Genomic DNA, 21,560 nt, shown 5'->3' on the forward strand with positions numbered 1-21,560 from the left:
GCGTGCAAAAGTTAATCGAATCGGTAGCAACACTGTCGGCAAAGCAACGCAAGGCGCTGGCAGTGCTGCTCAAGCAGCAAGGTGTCGATCTGTACAGCGTGGCACCTGTTTTTCGACGCGATCCGACCGAGCCGCTTTCGCTGTCCTTCGCCCAGGAGCGGCAGCTGTTTCTTTGGCACCTTGAGCCAGACAGCGCCGCCTATCACCTGCCCAGTGCGCTGAACCTGCGTGGCACACTGGACCTGACTGCCCTGCAGCAAAGCTTCGATGCGCTGGTGGCGCGCCACGAGTCGCTGCGCACCACCTTCGCCACTGACAGTGAGCGCACCACGCCAGTGATCCATGCCCCCGCGCCGGTGAGCATTGCCAGGCACACCCTGGCCCTGGCGCCTGGCGAGGACCGGGCGGCGCGGCTGCGCACCTGTATCACCGAAGAAATCCGCCAGCCGTTCGACCTGGCCCAGGGCCCGCTCCTGAGAGCCAGCCTGCTGTGCCTGGGGCCGGACGATCATGTGTTGCTGATCACCCAGCACCACATTGTTTCGGATGGCTGGTCGCTGGCGCTGATGGTGCAGGAGCTGGTGCACCTGTATCGCGCGTACAGCAGCGGCCAGCCTGCCAGCCTGCCGGCGTTGCCGATCCAGTACGCCGACTATGCCGCCTGGCAGCGCCAATGGATGGATGGCGGTGAACGGCAGCGCCAGCTAGCCTACTGGACCGCCCAGCTGGGCGGTGAGCAGCCTGTGCTGGCGCTGCCCGCTGATCGCCCGCGGCCGTTGCACAGCAGCTACCGCGGCGCCCGCATCGACCTGCCGCTGAGCCCGGTACTGGCCGAAGGCCTGCGGCAACTGGCACGGCGCGAAGGGGTGACCCTGTTCATGCTGTTGCTGGCGACCTTCCAGTGCCTGTTGCACCGCTATACCGGGCAGTCGGACATCCGCGTCGGCGTGCCGGTCGCCAACCGCACCCGCAAGGAAACCGAAGGCCTGATCGGCTTCTTCGTCAATACTCAGGTGCACAAGGCTGAAATCGATACGCACCAACCGTTCGTGCGCCTGTTGCAGCAGGTCAAGGCCACTGCGCTGGAGGCCCAGGCGCACCAGGACTTGCCCTTCGAGCAGTTGGTGGATGCCCTGCAGGTCGAGCGGAGCCTGAACCGCAGCCCGTTGTTCCAGGTCATGTTCAACCATCGCAGCGCCGAGCGCCGGCTGCCAGGGGCCACACAGCTGCCAGGCTTGAGCGTGGAACTGCTGGCGTGGGAAGAAGTGAACGCCCAGTTCGACCTGACCCTGGACACGGTCGAGACCGCGGATGGCCTGTGGGCATCGCTGACCTACGCCACCGACCTGTTCGACGCGCCAAGCGTCGAGCGCATGGGGCAGCATTGGCAGCACCTGTTGCACAGTGTGGTAGCCCAGCCGCAACAGCCGGTGGGCGAGTTGCCGATGCTGAGCCCGCAGCAGACGCAAGCGGTGCTGCACGACCTTAACGACACCGCCACCGACTACCCCGGCGACTGGCGCGTGCACCAGCTGTTCGAGGCGCAGGCGCGTCGCCAGCCGGACGCCACGGCACTGCTGTTCGGCGACCAGCGCATGAGCTACCGGGCGTTGAGCGAGCTGTCCAGCCAGTGGGCGCACAAGCTGATCGAGCAGGGTGTCGGCCCGGAAAGCCTGGTGGGTATCGCCGCCGAGCGTTCGCTGGAAATGGTCGTTGGCCTATTGGCGATCCTTAAAGCTGGCGCCGCCTATGTACCGCTGGACCCGGACTACCCGGCCGAGCGGCTGGCCTACATGTTCGAAGACAGCGGCATCGAGCTGCTGCTGACCCAGGCGCACTTGCGCGAGCAGCTGCCGGCGTTTGCCGGGCAGGTGCTGCTGCTGGACCAGCCCGGCGAGCTGGGCGGTTACGCGCGGCAGGTGCCGGCGTGCCGGCTGCACCCGGAGAACCTGGCCTACGTCATCTACACCTCCGGCTCGACCGGGCGGCCGAAAGGCGCCGGCAACCGCCACCTGGCGTTGTACAACCGGCTGGCATGGATGCAGCAGGCGTATGCGCTGGACAGCGCCGACACGGTGTTGCAGAAGACCCCGTTCAGTTTTGACGTGTCGGTGTGGGAGTTCTTCTGGCCGCTGATGACCGGTGCACGGCTGGCCCTGGCGGCGCCGGGGGAGCATCGCGAGCCGGAGCGGCTGATCGACACCATCGAGCGCCACCAGGTGACCACCTTGCATTTCGTGCCGTCGATGCTGCAGGTGTTCGTCCGCGAGCCGGGCCTGCAGCGCTGCCACAGCGTGCGGCAGGTGATCTGCAGCGGCGAGGCGCTGGCGGTGGACACCCAGCAGCAGGTGTTCAGCCACCTGCCCGGTGCCCGCCTGCACAACCTGTACGGGCCGACCGAGGCAGCGATCGACGTCACCCACTGGACCTGTGTCGACGAAGGGCGTGACAGCGTGCCGATCGGCCAGCCGATCGCCAACCTGTACACGCACATCCTTGGCCCGGCGTTCGAAGCCTTGCCCCAGGTGGCCATGGGCGAGCTGATGCTCGGTGGCCAGGGCCTGGCGCGTGGTTACCATCGTCGCCCGTCGCTGACGGCCGAGCGTTTCGTGCCCGACCCGTTCGGCAGCCACGGCCAGCGGCTGTACCGCACCGGGGATTTGGCGCGCTACCGCGACAGCGGGGTGATCGAGTACTGCGGGCGAATCGACCATCAGGTGAAGGTGCGCGGGCTGCGTATCGAACTGGGTGAAATCGAGGCACGGGTGCTGGAGCACCCGCAGGTGCGCGAGGCGGTGGTGCTGGCCCAGGACAGCGGCCATGGCCAGCAGCTGGTGGCCTACGTACTGGCCGAAGAGCAGGGCATGGCAGTGGACGCCGCCGAACTGCGCGACAGCCTTCGCGAACAGCTCAAGGGCAGCCTGCCGGACTACATGGTGCCGACGCACATCCTGCAGGTGCAGGCCTGGCCGGTGACGGCCAACGGCAAGCTCGACCGCAAGGCCTTGCCCAAGCCCGACAACAGCGCCCTGCAGCAGGCCTACAGTGCACCGCAAGGTCTGCTGGAACAGCAGATCGCGGCGATCTGGCAGGACCTGCTCAAGCTGGAGCGGGTCGGCCGCAGCGACAACTTCTTCACCCTCGGTGGCGACTCGATCGTCTCGATCCAGGTGGTCAGCCGCGCCCGCCAGGCGGGCATCCGCTTCACCACCAAGGACCTGTTCCAGCACCAGACGGTACAAGACCTGGCCGCAGTCGCCCAGGTGGGGTGTGCGGCAGAGGCCGACCAGCGCCCATTGCACGGGCCCACACCGCTGCTGGCGGTGCAGCATGCCTTCTTCGACACAGCCATTGCCGAACGCCAGCAGTGGAACCAGTCGGTGCTGTTCCGCCCGTTGCAGGCGCTTGATGCTCAGGCACTGGAGCAGGCGCTGCAGGCCTTGGTCACGCACCACGACAGCCTGCGCCTGAGCTTCGTCGAGGTTGGTGGGCAATGGCAGGCCAGCTACCGTCCTGCCGGAAAGGTACAGCCACCTTTGCTATGGTGCGCGACACTGGCCGATGCCGGTGAGCTAAAGGCATTGGGCACCGAGGCCCAGCGCAGCCTCAACCTGGCCGATGGGCCGATGCTGCGCGCGGTGCTGGCAACCTTGGCGGACGGCAGTCAGCGCCTGTTACTGGCGATCCACCATCTGGTCGTCGATGGGGTGTCCTGGCGTATTCTGCTGGAGGACTTGCACCGGGCCTACCAACAGTGTGCGGCCGGGCAGGTGCCACAGTTGCCCGCCAAGACCAGTGCCTTCAGGGCCTGGGCCGAACAGCTGCAGGCCTACGCCGGCAGCGACACGTTGCAGGCCGAACTGAGCTATTGGCAGGCGCAGTTGAGCCATGCCAGCGGCAGCCTGCCGCAGGACAACAGCGCTGGCGCCCTGAGCAACCGGTACGCCCACACGGTCTACAGCCACCTGGACGGGGCGCTGACCCGACAGCTGTTGCAGCAGGCCCCGGCCGCTTATCGTACCCAGGTCAACGACCTGCTGCTGACTGCGCTTGCGCGGGTAATCTGCCGCTGGAGCGGCGAACCCTCGACGCTGATCGAACTGGAAGGGCACGGGCGCGAAGCCCTGTTCGACAACCTCGACCTGGGCCGCACGGTCGGCTGGTTCACCAGCCTGTTCCCGCTGCGGCTGAGCCCGGCGGCAACGCTGGATGGGTCGATCAAGCAGGTCAAGGAACAGCTGCGCGCCGTGCCCGAAAAGGGCATTGGCTATGGTGTGCTGCGCTACCTGGCAGACGCTGCCAGCCGTGAGTGCCTGCGTGCCTTGCCGGTGCCGCGCATCACCTTCAACTATCTGGGCCAGCTGGATGGCCACCTGGCAACCGATGAGCAGGCGCTGCTGGTGCCCTGCGCAGACCCCAAAGGCGATGAGCAAAGCCTGGACGCGCCATTGGGTAACTGGCTGACGCTCAATGGCCAGGTCTACGCCGGTGAGCTGAGCCTGGGCTGGACCTTCAGCAGCGAGATGTTCGAAGTCGCCACCGTGCAGCGCCTGGCCGATGAATACAGCCACGAGCTGCGCGCCCTGGTCGAACACTGCTGCCAGCGCGAACACGCCGGTATGACCCCGTCGGACTTTCCGCTGGCCGGCCTGACCCAGGCCCAGCTCGACAGCCTGCCGCTGCCGCCAGCGATGGTCGAAGACATCTTCCCGCTTTCACCCATGCAGCAAGGCATGATGTTCCATACGCTGCTGCAGCAGGGCGGGGATTACATCAACCAGCTGCGGGTCGATGTGACTGGCGTGGATCCCGAGCGCTTCCGTGCGGCCTGGCAAGCGGCAGTCGACTGCCATGACCTGCTGCGTGGCAGCTTCATCTGGGGTGAGCTGGCCAGCCCGTTGCAGATCATTCAGCGCGAGGCGCAATTGCCGTTCGCGGTGCATGACTGGCGTGGCCGTGACGACCTTGCCGATGCGCTGGAGGCGTTCGCTGCTGCAGACCGCGCGGCCGGCTTCGACCTGGTCCGGCCGCCGCTGTTGCGCCTGACCCTGATTCGCCTGGATGCGCAGCGTTATCACCTGATCTACACCAGCCACCACATCCTGATGGATGGCTGGAGCAATACCCGGCTGCTGGGCGAGGTGCTGCAGCGCTACCATGGCAGCGTGCCAGAGCAAGGGCCGGGGCGTTTCCGTGACTATATCGCCTGGCTGCAGCGCCAGGATGGCGCCGCCCGCCAGGCGTTCTGGACCCGCCAGTTGCAAGACCTGGATGCACCCACTTTGCTGGCCAGGGCCACGGACTGGGCAGCCGGTAGTGAAGGGCAGGGGCAGGTCGAGCGGGTGCAGCAACTGGATGCCCGGCAGACCGCCCGCCTGGACGCCTTTGCCCGTGAGCGCAAGGTCACCCTCAATACCGTGGTGCAAGCGGCCTGGCTGCTGGTGCTGCAGCGCTATACCGGCCAGGCCTGCGTCGCCTTTGGCGCGACCACGGCTGGGCGGCCGGCCGAACTCAAGGGCATCGAGCAGCAGATCGGCCTGTTCATCAATACCTTGCCGGTCATTGCCAGCCCCCGCCCGGAGCAAGCGCTGGGTGACTGGCTGGACACCGTGCAGGCGCTGAACATCGCCCTGCGTGAGTACGATCACACGCCATTGTTCGATATCCAGCGCTGGGCCGGGCAGGGCGGCGAAGCGCTGTTCGACAGCATCCTGGTGTTCGAGAACTACCCGGTGTCCGAAGCGCTGCAGGCCGATACCACCAGCAGCCTGGTGTTTGGTGAGGTGGCGAACCACGAACAGACCAACTACCCGCTGACGCTGGTGGTGAACCTGGGTACGCACCTGTCGCTGCAGTTGAAAGCCGATCGGGCACGGTTCAGTGCCCGGTTGGCCGAGCAACTTGGCGAGCACCTGTTGCAGGTGTTGCAGCAGATGCTTGAGAGCAGCGCCGAAACGGCGTTGGGCGAGTTGCCGATGCTGAGCCCGCAGCAGGCGCAAGCGGTGCTGCACGACCTTAACGACACCGCCACCGACTACCCCGGCGACTGGCGCGTGCACCAGCTGTTCGAGGCGCAGGCGCGTCGTCAGCCGGACGCCACGGCACTGCTGTTCGGCGACCAGCGCATGAGCTACCGGGCGTTGAGCGAGCTGTCCAGCCAGTGGGCGCACAAGCTGATCGAACAGGGTGTCGGCCCGGAAAGCCTGGTGGGTATCGCCGCCGAGCGCTCGCTGGAAATGGTCGTTGGCCTGCTGGCGATCCTTAAAGCCGGCGCCGCCTATGTACCGCTGGACCCGGACTACCCGGCCGAGCGGCTGGCCTACATGTTCGAAGACAGCGGCATCGAACTGCTGCTGACCCAGGCCCACCTGCGCGAGCAGCTGCCGGCGTTTGCCGGGCAGGTCCTTTTGCTGGACCAGCCCGGCGAACTGGGCGGTTACGCGCGGCAGGTGCCGGCGTGCCGGCTGCACCCCGAGAACCTGGCCTACGTGATCTATACCTCCGGCTCGACCGGGCGGCCGAAAGGCGCCGGCAACCGCCACCTGGCGCTGTACAACCGGCTGGCGTGGATGCAGCAGGCGTATGCGCTGGACAGCGCCGACACGGTGTTGCAGAAAACCCCGTTCAGTTTTGACGTGTCGGTGTGGGAGTTCTTCTGGCCACTGATGACCGGTGCACGGCTGGCCCTGGCGGCGCCGGGGGAGCATCGCGAGCCGGAGCGGCTGATCGACACCATCGAGCGCCACCAGGTCACCACCTTGCACTTCGTGCCGTCGATGCTGCAGGTGTTCGTCCGCGAGCCGGGCCTGCAGCGCTGCCACAGCGTGCGGCAGGTGATCTGCAGCGGCGAGGCGCTGGCGGTGGACACCCAGCAGCAGGTGTTCAGCCACCTGCCCGGTGCCCGCCTGCACAACCTGTACGGGCCGACCGAGGCAGCGATCGACGTCACCCACTGGACCTGTGTCGACGAAGGGCGTGACAGCGTGCCGATCGGCCAGCCGATCGCCAACCTGTACACGCACATCCTTGGCCCGGCGTTCGAAGCCTTGCCCCAGGTGGCCATGGGCGAGCTGATGCTCGGTGGCCAGGGCCTGGCGCGTGGTTACCATCGTCGCCCGTCGCTGACGGCCGAGCGTTTCGTGCCCGACCCGTTCGGCAGCCACGGCCAGCGGCTGTACCGCACCGGGGATTTGGCGCGCTACCGCGACAGCGGGGTGATCGAGTACTGCGGGCGAATCGACCATCAGGTGAAGGTGCGCGGGCTGCGTATCGAACTGGGTGAAATCGAGGCACGGGTGCTGGAGCACCCGCAGGTGCGCGAGGCGGTGGTGCTGGCCCAGGACAGCGGCCATGGCCAGCAGCTGGTGGCCTACGTACTGGCCGAAGAGCAGGGCATGGCAGTGGACGCCGCCGAACTGCGCGACAGCCTTCGCGAACAGCTCAAGGGCAGCCTGCCGGACTACATGGTGCCGACGCACATCCTGCAGGTGCAGGCCTGGCCGGTGACGGCCAACGGCAAGCTCGACCGCAAGGCGTTGCCCAAGCCCGACAACAGCGCCCTGCAGCAGGCCTACCGGGCGCCGCAAACCGCGCTCGAGCAGCACGTTGCGGGTATCTGGCAGGAGGTGCTCGGCCTTGAGCGGGTGGGCCTTGGCGACCACTTCTTCGAGCTGGGTGGGCACTCGTTGCTGGCCACCCAGGCGGTATCGCGGATGCGCAAGCTGCCGGGTGTGCAAGTGACGTTGCGTGACCTGTTCGATCACCCGGTGCTGGAGCGCCTGCTGGCAGCGCTCGGCGGCGCTGGCAAGGCTGCGACCGCGCACGGTGTCGAGCTATTGGCCCATGGCGAAAAAACCACCGCACCGTTGTCGTTGATGCAGCGGCGCTTGTGGGTTGCCGAGCAATTGTCCGGGGGCAGCGCTGCTTACGGCATGCCATTGGCCCTGCGCCTGCAAGGGCCGCTGCAGGTCGAGGTGTTGCGCAACAGCCTGAACGCGCTGGCGCAGCGACATGAAGTGTTGCGTACGGCCTACGTGCAGGACGACGAGGGTGATCCGCTGGCGCTGATTGCCGACCGGATCGAGGTGGATATCGCCCTCGACGACTGGTCCGGGTTCAGCCCGCAGGAGCAGCAACGGTGCATTGCCGACGCCACCCTGGCCAACGCCAGCACACCGATTGCACTGGAGCATGCGCCGTTGTTGCGCTGCCGTCTGGCGCGCCTGGCAGACCAGGAACATGTGCTGTTCTTCGCCATGCACCACATCATCTCCGATGGCTGGTCGATGGGCGTGCTGGTCCGCGACCTGGTTGAAATCTACCGTCACAGCGCCCCAGGGCAGACCCACCTTTTGGCGCCGTTACCGCTGCAGTATTCAGACTTTGCCTTGTGGCAGCAGGCCCTCGAGCAGGCGGGTGAGCTGCAGCGCCAGGCAAACTACTGGCAGCAGGCCTTGGCCGGCCATACCGGCCGCCTTGAGCTGCCACTGGAGCAGCCGCGCAGCGAGCAGGCCTCCCATGCCGGCGGTGCGGTGGACTTCAGCCTGTCGCCGGCATTGACCGATGCGCTTGGCCAGTTCGCGGCCAAGGCCGGGGTGACCCTGTACAGCACGCTGCTGGCAGCGTTCCAGTGGTTGATGCACCAGACCAGCGGTGCCCACGACGTACTGGTCGGGGCCGACACCGCAGGCCGGCAGCACAGCGAACTGGAAGGCCTGATCGGCTTCTTCGTCAATGTGTTGCCGCTGCGTTCCAGGGTGAGCGACGGGCTGGCCTTCGGTGACTTCGTGCAGGGCACCCAGCGCACCTTGCTCGCGGCCCTGGAGCATCAGGACCTGCCGTTCGACATGATCGTCGAGGCCCATGGCGCCCCGCGGGTGCGCGGCATGAACCCGCTGGTGCAGGTGCTGTTCGTGATGAACAACCTGCCCGTACGCAGCGAAGCCCTGGCCGACATTACCGTGCAGGCGCTGCCCGCCCCGGCGCTGTATTCGAAGTTCGACATGGCCCTGTTCATCGAACAGGAGGCCGGGCAGCTCAGTGGCAACTGGCAGTTTGCGACAACGCTTTTCAGGCAAGAGCATATCCAGCGACTCGTCAGCGCATGGATCGCGATGCTCGAACAGATCGTCAGTGTTCAGGATACGAGGTGGCAAGCGATGAACGTTCCATTACAGGGTGGCGGCCTGGCCGGCAGCACACCGGTAAGCGCCCCGGCCAGCAAGGCCGACAAGCTGGGCAAATTCCTCAAGCGCTCTGCCGGCGCCACTGCAGCTGCACCGCCACGGGCTGCGGTGCGCGAGTCGCTGCTGGTGCCAGGCCAGCTGTTCCCGTTGCTTGTCGAGCCCGGCGATGCATCGATCGACCTGATCGAGTGGGTGCGTAACAACCGGCCGCTGGTCGAACGCAAGCTGGGCGAGCATGCCGGGATCCTGTTCCGCGGCTTTGCCCTGGATGGCATCCAGGGGTTCGAAGCATTCGCTGAAGCTGTCCAGCCGGGGCTTTACGGTCAATACGGTGACCTGCCGAAGAAGGAGGGGGGCAAGAACACCTACCGCTCCACGCCGTATCCGGAAAAGAAAATGATCCTGTTCCATAACGAGAGTGCGCACCAGGACAGCTGGCCGCGCAAGCAGATGTTCTATTGCGAGCAGCCTTCGCCGGTCGGCGGTGCTACCCCGGTAGTCGACTGCCGCCTGATGTACGAAAGGCTGCCGCAGGCGCTGCGGCAGACCCTCGAGGACCAAGGGCTGCTTTACGTGCGCACGTTCGCCGACAAGCTCGATGTGCCATGGCAGCATTTCTTCCGCACCGATGACCGCGCCGAGGTCGAGGCCCGTTGCCGTGCCGCTGGCATCGAATGGCGCTGGCTGGACAACGACGAGTTGCAGACCCGCACCCGCTGCCCGGCAATCATCACGCACCCGATCACCGGCGCACGTTCGTTCTTCAACCAGGTGCAGTTGCACCACATCTATTGGCTGGAGCCCGATGCACGCGAAGACCTGCTGGCCATGTTCGGCCTGGAGCGCATGCCACGGCATGTGTACTTCGGCGATGGTTCGCCGATCCCCGACCAGGACATGCAACTGATCGGCGAGCTGTATGAAGCCTGTGCCGTGCGGTTCCAATGGCAGAAAGGCGACGTGATCCTGGTCGACAACATGCTGGCGGCGCATGCCCGTGACCCGTACGAGGGGCCGCGCAAGATCGTCGTGGCGATGGGCGACATGTTCGACCGGGCCGCGCTGGAGGCGGCTGCGGCCATGCAAGTGATGGCGACCGAGGGGGGCGAGGAATGAACAGTTACGTAGACCAGGCCGAGGATATCGGTTTTGCCCTGACCGTCGACCAGCAACACTGGCTCGACGCCTTGCCCGCCCGCCCGGGCTGGTCACAGGCCGCGACGTTGCTGAAGGTCTGCATTCAGGGCAGGCCGGACCCGGCGCGTCTGAGCCAGGCGCTTGTGCGCCTGGTCGAGCGCCACCCGATATTGGCCGGGCGCCTGGGCACTGCTTCGGGATACCGTGGCCTGCGCCAGTTCATCGGTGCTCGCCAGCCAGCCCTTCAGTTGGCGGTGCAGGCCGATGCGCAGGGGGCGGCACTGCTTGAGCCTTGGCTGCAGCAGCGCTTCGACATCGACCAGCTGCCAGCTGCACAGGCCTTGCTGGTACCTGCCGCCGATGCCGGGCACTGGCAGTTGTGGCTGGGCGTGGCGGGCTTCGCTGGCGATGGGGCTGGCATGGCCATGCTGTACCGGGACCTGTTGGCCCTGTATGACAACACGCCAAGCGGGCTGGATGAAGACCTGCCCGAAGCCTTCGGCCAGTACCTGGAGTGGCGTGCCGAGGTAGCCCAGGATGAGGATGCAGCGGCAGCCCGCGGCTACTGGCAAGGGCACCTGATGCCAACGGCGCAGGGCATGAGCGCGCCGTGGCCAGCCTACCGTCAGGACCAGCCAGCGACACACCAGGCGCATCACCAGGTCAGCCTGCCGCTGGGCTTGCAGGGGCAGTTGCAGCAGTTGGCCGCAGCCCGTCAGGTCAGCCTGGATACCCTGCTGCAGGCGGCGTGGTGGGGCTTGCTCGGCCGGCTTGGCGATAGCAACCGGTTGTTGGGCGCCTGGCAGCACGATGCGCGACAGGATTATGACTACTTCGCAGCCAGTGCGGGGTCGTTCAGCAAGTGCTTGCCGGTGTACCTGCAGTGGGCTGAACGAGCCACTTTCGGCGAGCATCTGGCAACGCTGGGGGCACTGCTGGAGCAGCATGGGACGTGGCAGGAGTACTGGGTCCCGGAATGGGTACCCACAGCCGTGCCGACCGTGGCGTTTTCCACTACTCCGGCGCTGGCGCCGCAGGTTGCTGGCGGGCTGTGCTGGCAGGGCGAACTACTGGCGCCACGCCTGCCGGCGGGCATCGAGCTGCAGCTGCGCATCTGCCCTGCGGCGGGTGCTGACCAACCGATTACCGTGAGCCTGGATTACCTGGCCGGGCGCTACAGTGCCCGCGGCATGCAAGGCCTGCTGGAACAGTACATCGAATTGCTGCGCAGCATCGCCCAGGCACCGGACCGCCCGCTGCGGCAGTTGAACCTGCTGGGTGAAGCCGAGCGCCAGCGCCTGTTGTCGATCAACCCTGCGCCACAACCACTGGGTGCGGCGTCGCTGGCGGCACGGATCAGCCAGTGGGCAATCGACAGCCCCGACGCGCTGGCGCTGGTCGCGGGGGACTCGGGCCTGAGTTATGCCCAGCTGGAGCAGGCGGTGCAGCGCCTGGCGCTGGCGCTGCAGCAGGCCGGCGTGCAACCCGGGGCGGTGCTGGCACTGGCGTTGCCGCGCTCGCTGGACTGGGTCGTGGCGATGTTGGCCAGTTGGCGCGTCGGCGCGGCCTACCTGGCGCTTGAGCCGCACTGGCCCGTTGCCCGGCAGGTGCGCCTGATGACACAGGCCGGGGCGACGCAGGTGCTGGTCGAACCGGCAGCGGTGGCCAGCCTGCGTGAGCAGGGCATAGCGGCGCTGAGCCTTGACAGCCTGTACCTGCTGGCGGTTGACACTGCACCGCTGCAACCGCATGCAGCCAGCGCCAGCGATGCCGCCTATGTCCTGTTCACCTCGGGCTCGACAGGCACCCCAAAAGGGGTGGTGATCGAGCACCGGCAACTGCTGAACTACACCGCAGGCGTGTGCCACACGCTGGCGCTGGAACACTGCCGTCACTTCGCCTTCGGCTCGACCGTGTCGGCCGACCTTGGCCATACCACGCTGTTCGCTGCCTTGCATGTGGGCGCGACACTGCACGTAGCTGCCGACGAGGTGATGAAGGATGCCGAACTGTTCGCTGCGTACATCGAGCAGCAGGCCATCGACTGCCTGAAGATCGTGCCGTCGCACCTGAGCGCTTTGCTGGAGTCGAAGGCACCGGTATTGCCGGCAACGGTCATCCTGGGTGGCGAAGCCCCAAATGCGACGTTGCTGCAGCGCCTGTTGCAGATTCGCCCGGACTGCCGACTGTTCAACCATTATGGCCCGACCGAAACCACGGTCGGGGTCATGGTGCACCCGGTGCGGGCGGTGCCCACAGGTACCCTCGGGTTGTCGCAGGTATTGCCTAACAACCAGGTCTATGTGCTGGATCAACACGTGCAGTTGGCGGTCACCGGCGTGCTGGGCGAACTGTACATTGGTGGGCAGCAGGTGTGCCGCGGTTACCTGCAAGAGGTGCAGGGTGACCAGCCGGCTTTCGTCGAGAGCCCGTTCGTGGCAGGCGAGCGGCTTTACCGCACCGGCGACCTGGCGCGCTATCGTCCGGACGGTGCCATCGAGCTGCAGGGGCGGCGCGACCATCAGGTGAAGATACGCGGCTTTCGCATCGAACTGGCCGAGATCGAGGCGCAGCTGTCGGGCGCCCCTGAGGTGGTCGAGGCAGCGGTGGTGTGCGACGGCGAAACGCTGAGCGCCTACGTCGGCCTGCGCGACGCGGCCACGCCGGCTGCCCTTGACGCGATCCGCGAGCACCTTGCCCGGCAACTGCCGGCGGTGATGTTGCCGCGTACCCTGCAGGCGCTGCCGCGTCTGCCGCGCCTGGGTAACGGCAAGCTCGATCGGCAAGCGTTGCGGCAAGTGGGCAGTGAACCTGCGGCGGGCTTGCAGGCCCCGCGTGATGCACTGGAAACCGTGATTGCACAGCGTATGGCGCAATTGCTGGGGCTGGAGCAGGTAGGTATCGAGCAGGACTTTTTCGCGCTGGGCGGGCATTCGCTGCTGGTCATCAAGCTGGCAGCCGGTATCCGCAAGTCGCTGCAGTGCGACGTCAATCCGGGTGTCATTTTCGACCACCCTACGGTTGCTACCCTTGCCCAGGCGCTGCGCGAACGCGAAGCCAACCCTGGCCAGTTGCTCAAGCTGGCCCAGGCCCGTTTGCGGCTCGACAGCATGAGCCCCGAAGAAAAAACCCGGTTGCTGGAAAAGAGCCGCTGAGCATCCCTCAGGGGCGGCCCATCCGCCCCTGCATTTTTCATTGCAGCCCCCCGTGTCGCCGTGCCAATTGCGTAGCGTCACGCGTGAAGGTACTAATGCAAAAAATTCTCATTCTGGATTTTACGCAGTGGTGCGTCTTATGTAGGAGCGCGCTGAAAGCCACGCGTGGCCAGCCGTTCTGAATTGCGTGTCAGGCGCCTGTCGCGGGATCTGCCCGGGGGAGGATGGGCAGATCGGCCCAGTGGGCCGTTGGCAGGCGCGGGACGATTTCATTACACGATATAAATAGAGAAATACCATGCCAGCAGGATTTTTCGAGTTCAAACCATTGGTCAAGGCGCTCTGCGTGTACGGCTCCATCGGCGCCCGCTCATCACGGGCGTTGCTCGGCAAAGGGGTGCTGGGCGTCGCATTGATGCTGCCCGTGGCCGCCCAGGTCTGGGCTCAGGGTGTCAGCTTCGACATCGCCGCCCAGTCGCTGCCCAACGCTTTGCGTGCGCTTGGCGAGCAGGCCGATGTGCAGTTCATCTACAACGCCTCGGAAATGGCCGACCTGCGTGGCAACGAAGTGCGCGGCAGCTACACCGTCGACGCGGCAGTGGCGCAACTGTTGCGCGGCCTGCCGGTCAGCTACAGCCTGGACGGCAATACCCTGACCCTGGTGCGGCGTGAGCGGGCAGCGTCCTCGGCGCTGGAACTGGGCGCCACCAACATCACGGGCAACACCCTGGGCGTGACCACCGAAGGCAGCAACTCGTATACCACCGGTGGCGTCACCATCGGCAAGAGCGAACACAAGCTCAAGGACATCCCGCAGAGCGTGACGGTGATGACCCGCAAGCGCATGGATGACCAGAACATCACCGACTTGCCGACGCTGTTGGCCAACGCGCCGGGCATGACCTTCGCCAAAAGCCCGGGTACCGGCGGCTTCATCACCTCGCGCGGCTTTGAGATCGACTCGCTGCAGTACGATGGCGTGCCCATGACCCGTGGCATCTACGCGCTGGGCAGCTACCTGACGGAACCCACGGCATTCTATGACCGTGTCGAACTGCTGCGTGGCGGCGCTGCGCTGCTGCAAGGGGCCAACAGCCCCGGTGGCGCGATCAACTTCGTGCGCAAGCGCGGCCAGGCCAAGCCGACAGTCACCCTGACCGCCCAGGCCGGTTCCTGGGACCACTATGCCACCCAGGTTGACGTTGGCGGCCCGCTGAACGAGGCGGGCAACATCCGTGGGCGTGCTGTGGTCGACTACGATACGCGCAACTCTTTCATCGACCATGTGGGCGGCTGGGAGCAGAAGGTCTACGGTGCGCTGGACTTCGACCTGTCTGAAGACACCACCCTCGGTGTCGGCATCAGTGATCGCAAGACGCGTTTCACGCCCATGGTCGCGGGTTTGCCGCGCTTCAGTGATGGCCGGGACGTAGGCTTGTCGCGTTCGACCTTCACCGGCTCCGACTGGAACCGCGGCATGACCGAGCAGCTGGCGTTGTATGTCGACCTCGAGCACCGCTTCAACGACCACTGGAAGTTCAAGACCGCGGCGGTGGCGATCAACGAGCGCAACGAAATGACCTACGCCTACGTGGTAGCGCCGACCGGCCTGGCCAACGATGGGTCCGGTTTGTTCGACTGGCGCTATGCCACTGATTTCAACTCCCACAGCCGCGGCCTGGACATGTTCGTCGATGGCGACTTCAACGGTTTTGGCTTCGACCAGGAAGTGGTGTTCGGCGGTAACTACTCACGCTTTACCAGCGACAACACCATGGCGGTGGTGCGCAGCGCCGGGGCGAACATTTTCGATCTCGACAACCACTTGCCCTTCGAGAACTACGACAGCCTGGCGGCCCGTGGCACGCGTACCGACAGCCAGTACACGATCGTGCAGAAAGGTATCTACGGTACCTGGCGCGTCAAGCTGACCGACCCGCTGACCTTGATCCTGGGCGGGCGTACCAGCTGGTACTCCTACGATTACGATTCCCAGGTCTATCAGGCCGGCGTCCATCAGTACGACAGCCCGGCCTCCAAGGCCAACAACGGTGTCGTCACCCCTTACGCGGGCCTGGTGTACGAATTGACGCCGCAATGGTCGGCCTACGCCAGCTATGCCGACGTCTTCATCCCGCAGAGTGCCATTGGCGTGGGTGGTTCCACGATCGAGCCGATCACAGGTAGCAACTACGAGCTGGGCTTGAAGGGCGAGCTCAACGACGGCCAGGTCAATACCAGCGTCGCGCTGTTCCGCTATGACCATGAAAACCGCGCGGTGCCGATTCTGAACACCGAATCGTTGTGTGGCGGCTCCAACTGCTCGGCAGCGTCTGGCAAAGTGCGTAGCCAAGGCCTTGAAGCGGAGATCAGCGGTGAGGTGCTGCCAGGCCTGCAAGCGTCGGCCAGTTACGTCTACAACACCACCAAGTTCCTCAGGGACAACACCTACGAGGGTAAGATCTTCTCCACCTGGACGCCTAAACACTCGGTGAAGGTGTGGACGGACTACACCCTGCCTGGTGACTTCAGCCGCTTCAGTGTCGGCGGCGGTTTCAACAGCCAGAGCAGCACCGTTGCCTACGACCGCAAATTCGATTCGCCCGGCTTCACCATCTGGAATGCGCGCCTTGGTTACAAGGTCAGCGATGAAGTCAGCCTGGCGGTCAACTTCAACAACATCTTCGACAAGGTGTACTACATCCCGTCGTATGCTGCGGTCAGTGCCAACAACTACTACGGCGACCCTCGCAACTTCATGTTCTCGGTCAAATACACCCCACAGTTCTGAACCTGGGGCCACGCAGGCCATCTTGGCGGGTACCCCGCCCAGATGGCCTGCGCCAGGTCACAGCTCCCGCGCTACACGAAAGCCCAGGAAGTCGCCACGTACCGTGCGTTCGCGATCATTGCGATTGCCCGAACGCGAGAAGATCGGCGCTTCACCCCAGTCATTACCGCGCATGTGCGCCGCCTGGCAAAGCCCGCCGTCGGCCTCCATCCAGGCGCTGCCATCGCTGGGCGCGCCGACGTAGTCCTTGTGGTAGCAGTCGGCGACCCATTCATACACGTTACCGTGCATGTCATAGACGCCAAAGGCATTGGGCGGGTAGCTGCCTACCGGTGAGGTGTAGCTGAAGCCGTCCTTGGGGCCGTAGGTATTGGCGTGCTTGCTGATCTGGTAGTCGCCTTCTTCGTCGAACGGGAACGGGAACGGCCCGGTGGAGCCGGCCCGTGCCGCGTACTCGCGTTCGGCCTCGCTGAGCATGCGGTAAGTGTGGCCGGTTTTCTTGCTCAGCCACTGCGCATAGGCCTGCACATCGTAGTAATCGACGCACACTGCCGGCTGGCGCGGCCCCTGCTGGTAGCGAGGCTTGCTGGCCTGGCACAGGCGCCCTGGGCGTTTGTCACCGTCCTTGATGACCACGCCGGTTTCCTTGATATAGGCATCCAGCTCGCCAGCGGTGACCTGGAAGCGGCTGATAGCGAAGGGTTTGGCGAAGGTCACGGTATGTTGCGGGCCTTCGTCGGGCTGCTTGCCCGGTTCGTCATCCGGCGTGCCCATGACGAAACTGCCCGCAGGCAGCACGACCATTTCCGGGCAGCCGGCCTTGCAATCCTGAAAGACCTCGCCCGGGGTCTTGCCGGCAGCCTGGGCGAGTAGCGGGCAGGCCGCCATGGCCATGGCAAGGGCCAGGCCGGTGACGGTGTAGGGGGCGCACTTCATGGCGAACGTTTCCTTTTTGGCAGGTGTGACGGGGTATTCAGGGTGCCGGGTAGCTACGGCCGAACGCCTCGATGAACGAGTCGATCAGGGGCTGCTCCAGCATCATGGTTTCGTGTGGGTAGGGTGAGTGCAGCGAAACGTCCAGCTCACCCCCTGCGCAGAACTGGCGGATGACCTGCTCGGCGGCGTGAATGTGTGCTGCGCTCTTGTGCACCTGCGACCACCAGCAACTGGGCTTGACCCTGAGCGGCGCGAGGGTGAAATCGGCGAAGCTCGCTTCCAGCTGATCGTGGATGTCGAACGCCTGGGCATTCATGATCTGGGCCTTGGCACTGGCCAGCACGCCCTGGACATCGCTGCCAGCGTCAGCCAGGTGCGCCGTGGCCCACTGGTAGAACGCCTTGACGTCCTGAGTAGGGTTGGCGTGCAGCTGCTCGGCGGCGGCCTGTTTGGCCTGCGGGAACAACAGCCCGAACAGTTCGACGGTGTCTTGCAGCTCGCGCTGGCCCGGTGCATCGCTGTGGCGGGCTGGGCGAGGGGTGTGCTGGGGGAACGCGGCGCGGCTTAACTGCGCCGCGGGCAGGGTGCTGTCGACCAGCCCCAGGAATGCGACCTCGCAGCCGGCCTGTTCCAACTGCCGGGCGATGTCCCAGGCAATGCTGCCGCCCAGGGACCAGCCCATCAGGCGGTATGGCCCGGAGGGTTGTGCCTGGCGGATCTGTGCGGTGTAGTCGGCGATCATCGCTTGCCAGCCCTGCCGTTCGGCCGGCGCCGGGCTGCCGCCCCGGTGCTGCACGCCGTAGACGCAAGCCTGCGGCTCCAGGCACCTGGCCAGCGGCTGATAGCTGAAGACCATGCCGCCGCTGGGGTGGATACAGAACAATGCAGGCAGCGGTGTGGCCGGGCGGTTGAGGGGCACGATGCACGGGCTCGCACCTGTATGCTCACGGCCCAGATGTGCAGCCAACAGGTCGATGCGGGAGTAGGCGAGCAGGTCCTGGATACGCACTGCCAGGCCGAGTTCCTGCTTGATGCTGGCCAGCAGCTGGATGGCCAGCAACGAGTGGCCACCCAGTTCGAAGAAGTGATCGTCACGGCTGATGCGTTCGACGTTGAGCGCGGTTTGCCACAACCTGGCCAAGGCCTGTTCCAGCGTGCCCTGGGGGGCATTGTAGGCCTGTTGCAACAGGCTGGCATCGGCCTTGGGCAGGGCCTTGCGGTCGAGCTTGCCGTTGGCTGTCAGCGGCCACCGGTCGAGCAGCAGCAGGTGCGCCGGGACCATGTAGTCCGGCAGCGCTTCCTTCAACTGTTCGCGCAGCTGCGCACGCAGCCCGGCCTGCTGCTCCAGCGCTACCTCGGCAGCGGGGATCAGGTAGGCCACCAGCTGCTGGCCGGTCGCGCCTTCCTGGGCCAGCACCAGGGCCTCGCGCACTTGTGGTTGCGCCTGCAGGCGGGCTTCGATTTCACCCAGCTCGATGCGGAAGCCGCGGATCTTCACCTGGTGGTCGATGCGCCCGGCGTATTCGATCACCCCGTCGGCGTGGTAGCGCGCCAGGTCACCGGTGCGGTACAGGCGCCCGCCAGGGGCACCGAACGGGTCCGGCACGAAGCGCGTGGCGCTCAGGTCGCTGCGCTTGAGGTAGCCGCGCGCCAGGCCGGCGCGGCCGACGTACAGCTCGCCGATGCAGCCTTTGGCTACCGGGTTCAGGTCGCCGTCGAGCACATACCAGGACAGGTCGGGGATCGGCACGCCCATCGGGCTGCTGGCCGCCTTGCCCAGGTCCGCCAGCGACAGCGGCCGGTAGCTGACATGCACGGTGGTTTCGGTGATGCCGTACATGTTCACCAGCTGCGGCTGGCGGTCGCCGAAGCGTTCGAACCACGGTGCCAGGCTGTTGACGTCCAGCGCCTCGCCCCCGAACACCACGCTGCGCAATGCCAGTGGCCGCTGCGGCTCGGCCGTGGTGGCCACTGCCATCAGTTGCTTGAACGCCGACGGGGTCTGGTTCAGCACCGTGACCTGCTCGTCGGCCAGCAGCTGGTAGAAGGCCTCGGGCGAGCGGCTGGTGTGCTGCGGCACGATCACCAGGCGCCCGCCGTACAGCAGGGCGCCGAAGATTTCCCACACCGAGAAGTCGAAGGCATAGGAGTGGAACAGGCTCCACACGTCGTCGCTGCCGAAGCGGAAGTCGGCGTCGGTGGCCGTGAACAGGCGCAGCACGTTGCGCTGCGGCAACAGCACGCCCTTGGGCTTGCCGGTGGAACCGGAGGTGTAGATCACATAGGCGAGGTTGTCCGGGCTGACGGTGACCGGCGAGCAGGCCAGCGGGTCGGCCTGGCTGCTGTCATCGTTGCTTTCCAGACTGAGCACGCGCACGCCTGCCGGCACCGGCAGGCTGGCCAGCACCTGGGGCTGGGCCAGCACGCGCTGCAGGCCGCTGTCTTCGATCATGTAGGCCAAACGGTCGGCCGGGTAGGCCGGGTCCAGCGGCACATAGGCACCGCCAGCCTTGAGAATGGCGAAGATGCCAACGACCATGTCCAGCGAGCGCTCGGCAGCCAGGCCGACCAGCACGTCAGGCCCGACCCCGTCGTCGACCAGGCGCCGGGCCAGGGCGTTGGCACGCTGGTTGAGCTGGGCATAGCTCAGGGCCTGGCCCTCGCAGGTGACGGCGATGGCATCGGGGGTGCGCTGTACCTGGGCCTCGATCCGGCTGTGCAGGGCCTGGTCGGCCGGGTGCTCGGCGGGGGCCGGGTTCCACTGGGCGAAGGTGGCCTGCTGTTCCGGCGTGCCCAGCATGTCGAGCTCGCCCAAGCGTTGTTCGGGCCCCCGGGCCATGGCCAGCAGCAGGTTCTGCCAGTGCCGGGCCATGCGTTGCACGGTGGCGTGGCTGAACTGGCTGCAGTCGTATTCCAGGCTGAAGCCAAGGCCATCGGCTGCGTATTCAAGGTCGATGCCGATCAGGCATTTGGCCTGGGCGCTGGCGGTATCGAGGAAGTCCAGCTGCAGTGGGCCCAGGGCCAGCGGGCCGCTGGCAGTCCCGGCCACGCGCCAGTTGAACAGGGCCTGGAACAACTGGGTGGGTAGCACCTGGCCGTTGTGCTGCAGCGTCTCCAGGTACAGCTCCATCGGGTAGTCGCTGTGGCTCAGGGCCGCAATAGACTGCTCGCGCAGGTTTTGCAGCAGGGTCTGCACGGATTGCTGCGGGTCGAGTTCGGCGCGGTAGATCTGGGTGCTGACGAAGAACCCTACCAACTGCTGGGTTTCGCTGCGGTTGCGCCCGGCGCTGGGCACGCCGAGGGTAAATTGCCGCTGGCCGCTGTAGCGGCCCAGCAGCACCTGCCAGGCGGCCAGGGCGATGACGAAGGGTTGCACGCCCTGCTGCCGGCTGAGCTCCTGCAGGGCCCGGAACACCTCGGCGTCCAGCTGCAGGCCATGGTAGCGGGCACTGGTGCCCTCGGGCGGTGCGTCAGCGCAGCGCGGGTCGACGTCACCCGGCAACATCAACGGCTGCAGTTCGTCACCCAGCCGGGTATGCCAGTAGCGGGCAGACGCTTGGCACGCATCGCTTTGCAGGTAGGCCTGGCGTTGCCAGATGGCGTAATCGGCATACTGGATGGCGGGCCTTTGCAGCTTGCAGGCTCCCTGGGCGGCTGCCTGCGAATAGGCGCCCAGCAGGTCCTGCAGCAGGATTGGATTGGACCAGGCGTCTGAAACGATGTGGTGCATGTTCAGCAGCAACACATGCTCGTCACCTTGTACTTTCACCAGCCGGGCCCGGATCAGGGGCGCCTTGCCGAGGTCGAACGGTGCCAGCGCATCCGCTTCGATGAGCCGCTGCAATGCATGAGGGCGTTGCGTGGCGGGCATGGCGGTCAGGTCGTCGCAGGGCATTTCGAGGCGTGCGTCGGCTTCGACGAACTGCTGCGGTATGCCCTCGACCTCGGCGAACCTGCTGCGCAGGATGTCATGGCGGTCGACCACCGCCTGCAAGGCCATGGCCAGGTGCTGGTCATGCAGTTCACCCTTCAGTGACAGTGCCCGTGGCAGGTTGTACGCCGCGCTCTGCGGGTTGAACTGCTGCAGGTACCACAGGCGCTGCTGGGCGAAGGAGAGGGGGGCAGGCCCGGCGCTCTCGCGTGGTGCTATCTGGTCGGGTTCAGGCAGCTCATCCTGGAGGAGGGCGAGCAAGGCGTCGTCCAGCAAGTCTTCAGCGAGCGAGTCGGCATCCAGTGATTCGTGCATGGCGGTCCCTGTGGCAGTCGAGGCGAAGGACAGCAGCATGGGGGCCGGCCTTGCCGGCGAATGGCCGCTGTCCTCTGGAGAGGTGTATGGCCAGTAAACGAGCCGCCGCA

General features: G+C 65.9%; 5 protein-coding genes. 3 read left to right on the forward strand and 2 right to left on the reverse strand.

The window, feature by feature from the left end; translation table 11 throughout:
* Positions 1 to 2: 2 nt before the first annotated feature.
* The 3 genes from DMX11_RS17615 to DMX11_RS17625 all read left to right on the forward strand — a co-directional run bounded on the left by DMX11_RS17615 (position 3) and on the right by DMX11_RS17625 (position 16,268).
* Entirely contained in the window at positions 3 to 10,301 is a 10,299-nt protein-coding gene (locus tag DMX11_RS17615; protein ID WP_110745662.1) for a non-ribosomal peptide synthetase, read from the forward strand.
* A complete protein-coding gene (locus tag DMX11_RS17620) occupies positions 10,298 to 13,477 on the forward strand; it encodes an amino acid adenylation domain-containing protein (protein ID WP_110745663.1) in 3,180 nt (1,059 codons plus the stop codon). The genes DMX11_RS17615 and DMX11_RS17620 overlap by 4 nt, the downstream gene beginning before the upstream one ends.
* A gap of 298 nt (positions 13,478 to 13,775) precedes the next feature.
* Positions 13,776 to 16,268 carry a TonB-dependent receptor gene (locus tag DMX11_RS17625; RefSeq protein ID WP_110745664.1) on the forward strand — a complete coding sequence of 831 codons (2,493 nt, stop codon included), beginning with the start codon at positions 13,776 to 13,778 and terminating at the stop codon, positions 16,266 to 16,268.
* 57 nt (positions 16,269 to 16,325) lie between these two features.
* Here DMX11_RS17625 and DMX11_RS17630 read toward each other — a convergent pair whose 3' ends face one another.
* Both DMX11_RS17630 and DMX11_RS17635 read right to left on the reverse strand, forming a co-directional pair.
* A complete protein-coding gene (locus DMX11_RS17630; protein ID WP_110745665.1) occupies positions 16,326 to 17,204 on the reverse strand; it encodes a formylglycine-generating enzyme family protein in 879 nt (292 codons plus the stop codon).
* Positions 17,205 to 17,241: 37 nt separating this feature from the next.
* Positions 17,242 to 21,489, reverse strand: a complete 4,248-nt coding sequence (locus tag DMX11_RS17635; RefSeq protein ID WP_256590630.1) for a non-ribosomal peptide synthetase — start codon at positions 21,487 to 21,489, stop codon at positions 17,242 to 17,244.
* Between the last annotated feature and the right edge of the window lie 71 nt (positions 21,490 to 21,560).

This window comes from Pseudomonas sp. LB-090624, assembly GCF_003205205.1.
Lineage (GTDB): Bacteria > Pseudomonadota > Gammaproteobacteria > Pseudomonadales > Pseudomonadaceae > Aquipseudomonas.

Coding starts and splice junctions, on each gene's coding strand:
- DMX11_RS17635 (WP_256590630.1), bottom strand. CDS start 21,489: ATGCTGCTGTCCTTCGCCTCGACTGCCACAGGGACCGCCATGCACGAA.
- DMX11_RS17625 (WP_110745664.1), top strand. CDS start 13,776: ATGCCAGCAGGATTTTTCGAGTTCAAACCATTGGTCAAGGCGCTCTGC.
- DMX11_RS17620 (WP_110745663.1), top strand. CDS start 10,298: ATGAACAGTTACGTAGACCAGGCCGAGGATATCGGTTTTGCCCTGACC.
- DMX11_RS17630 (WP_110745665.1), bottom strand. CDS start 17,204: ATGAAGTGCGCCCCCTACACCGTCACCGGCCTGGCCCTTGCCATGGCC.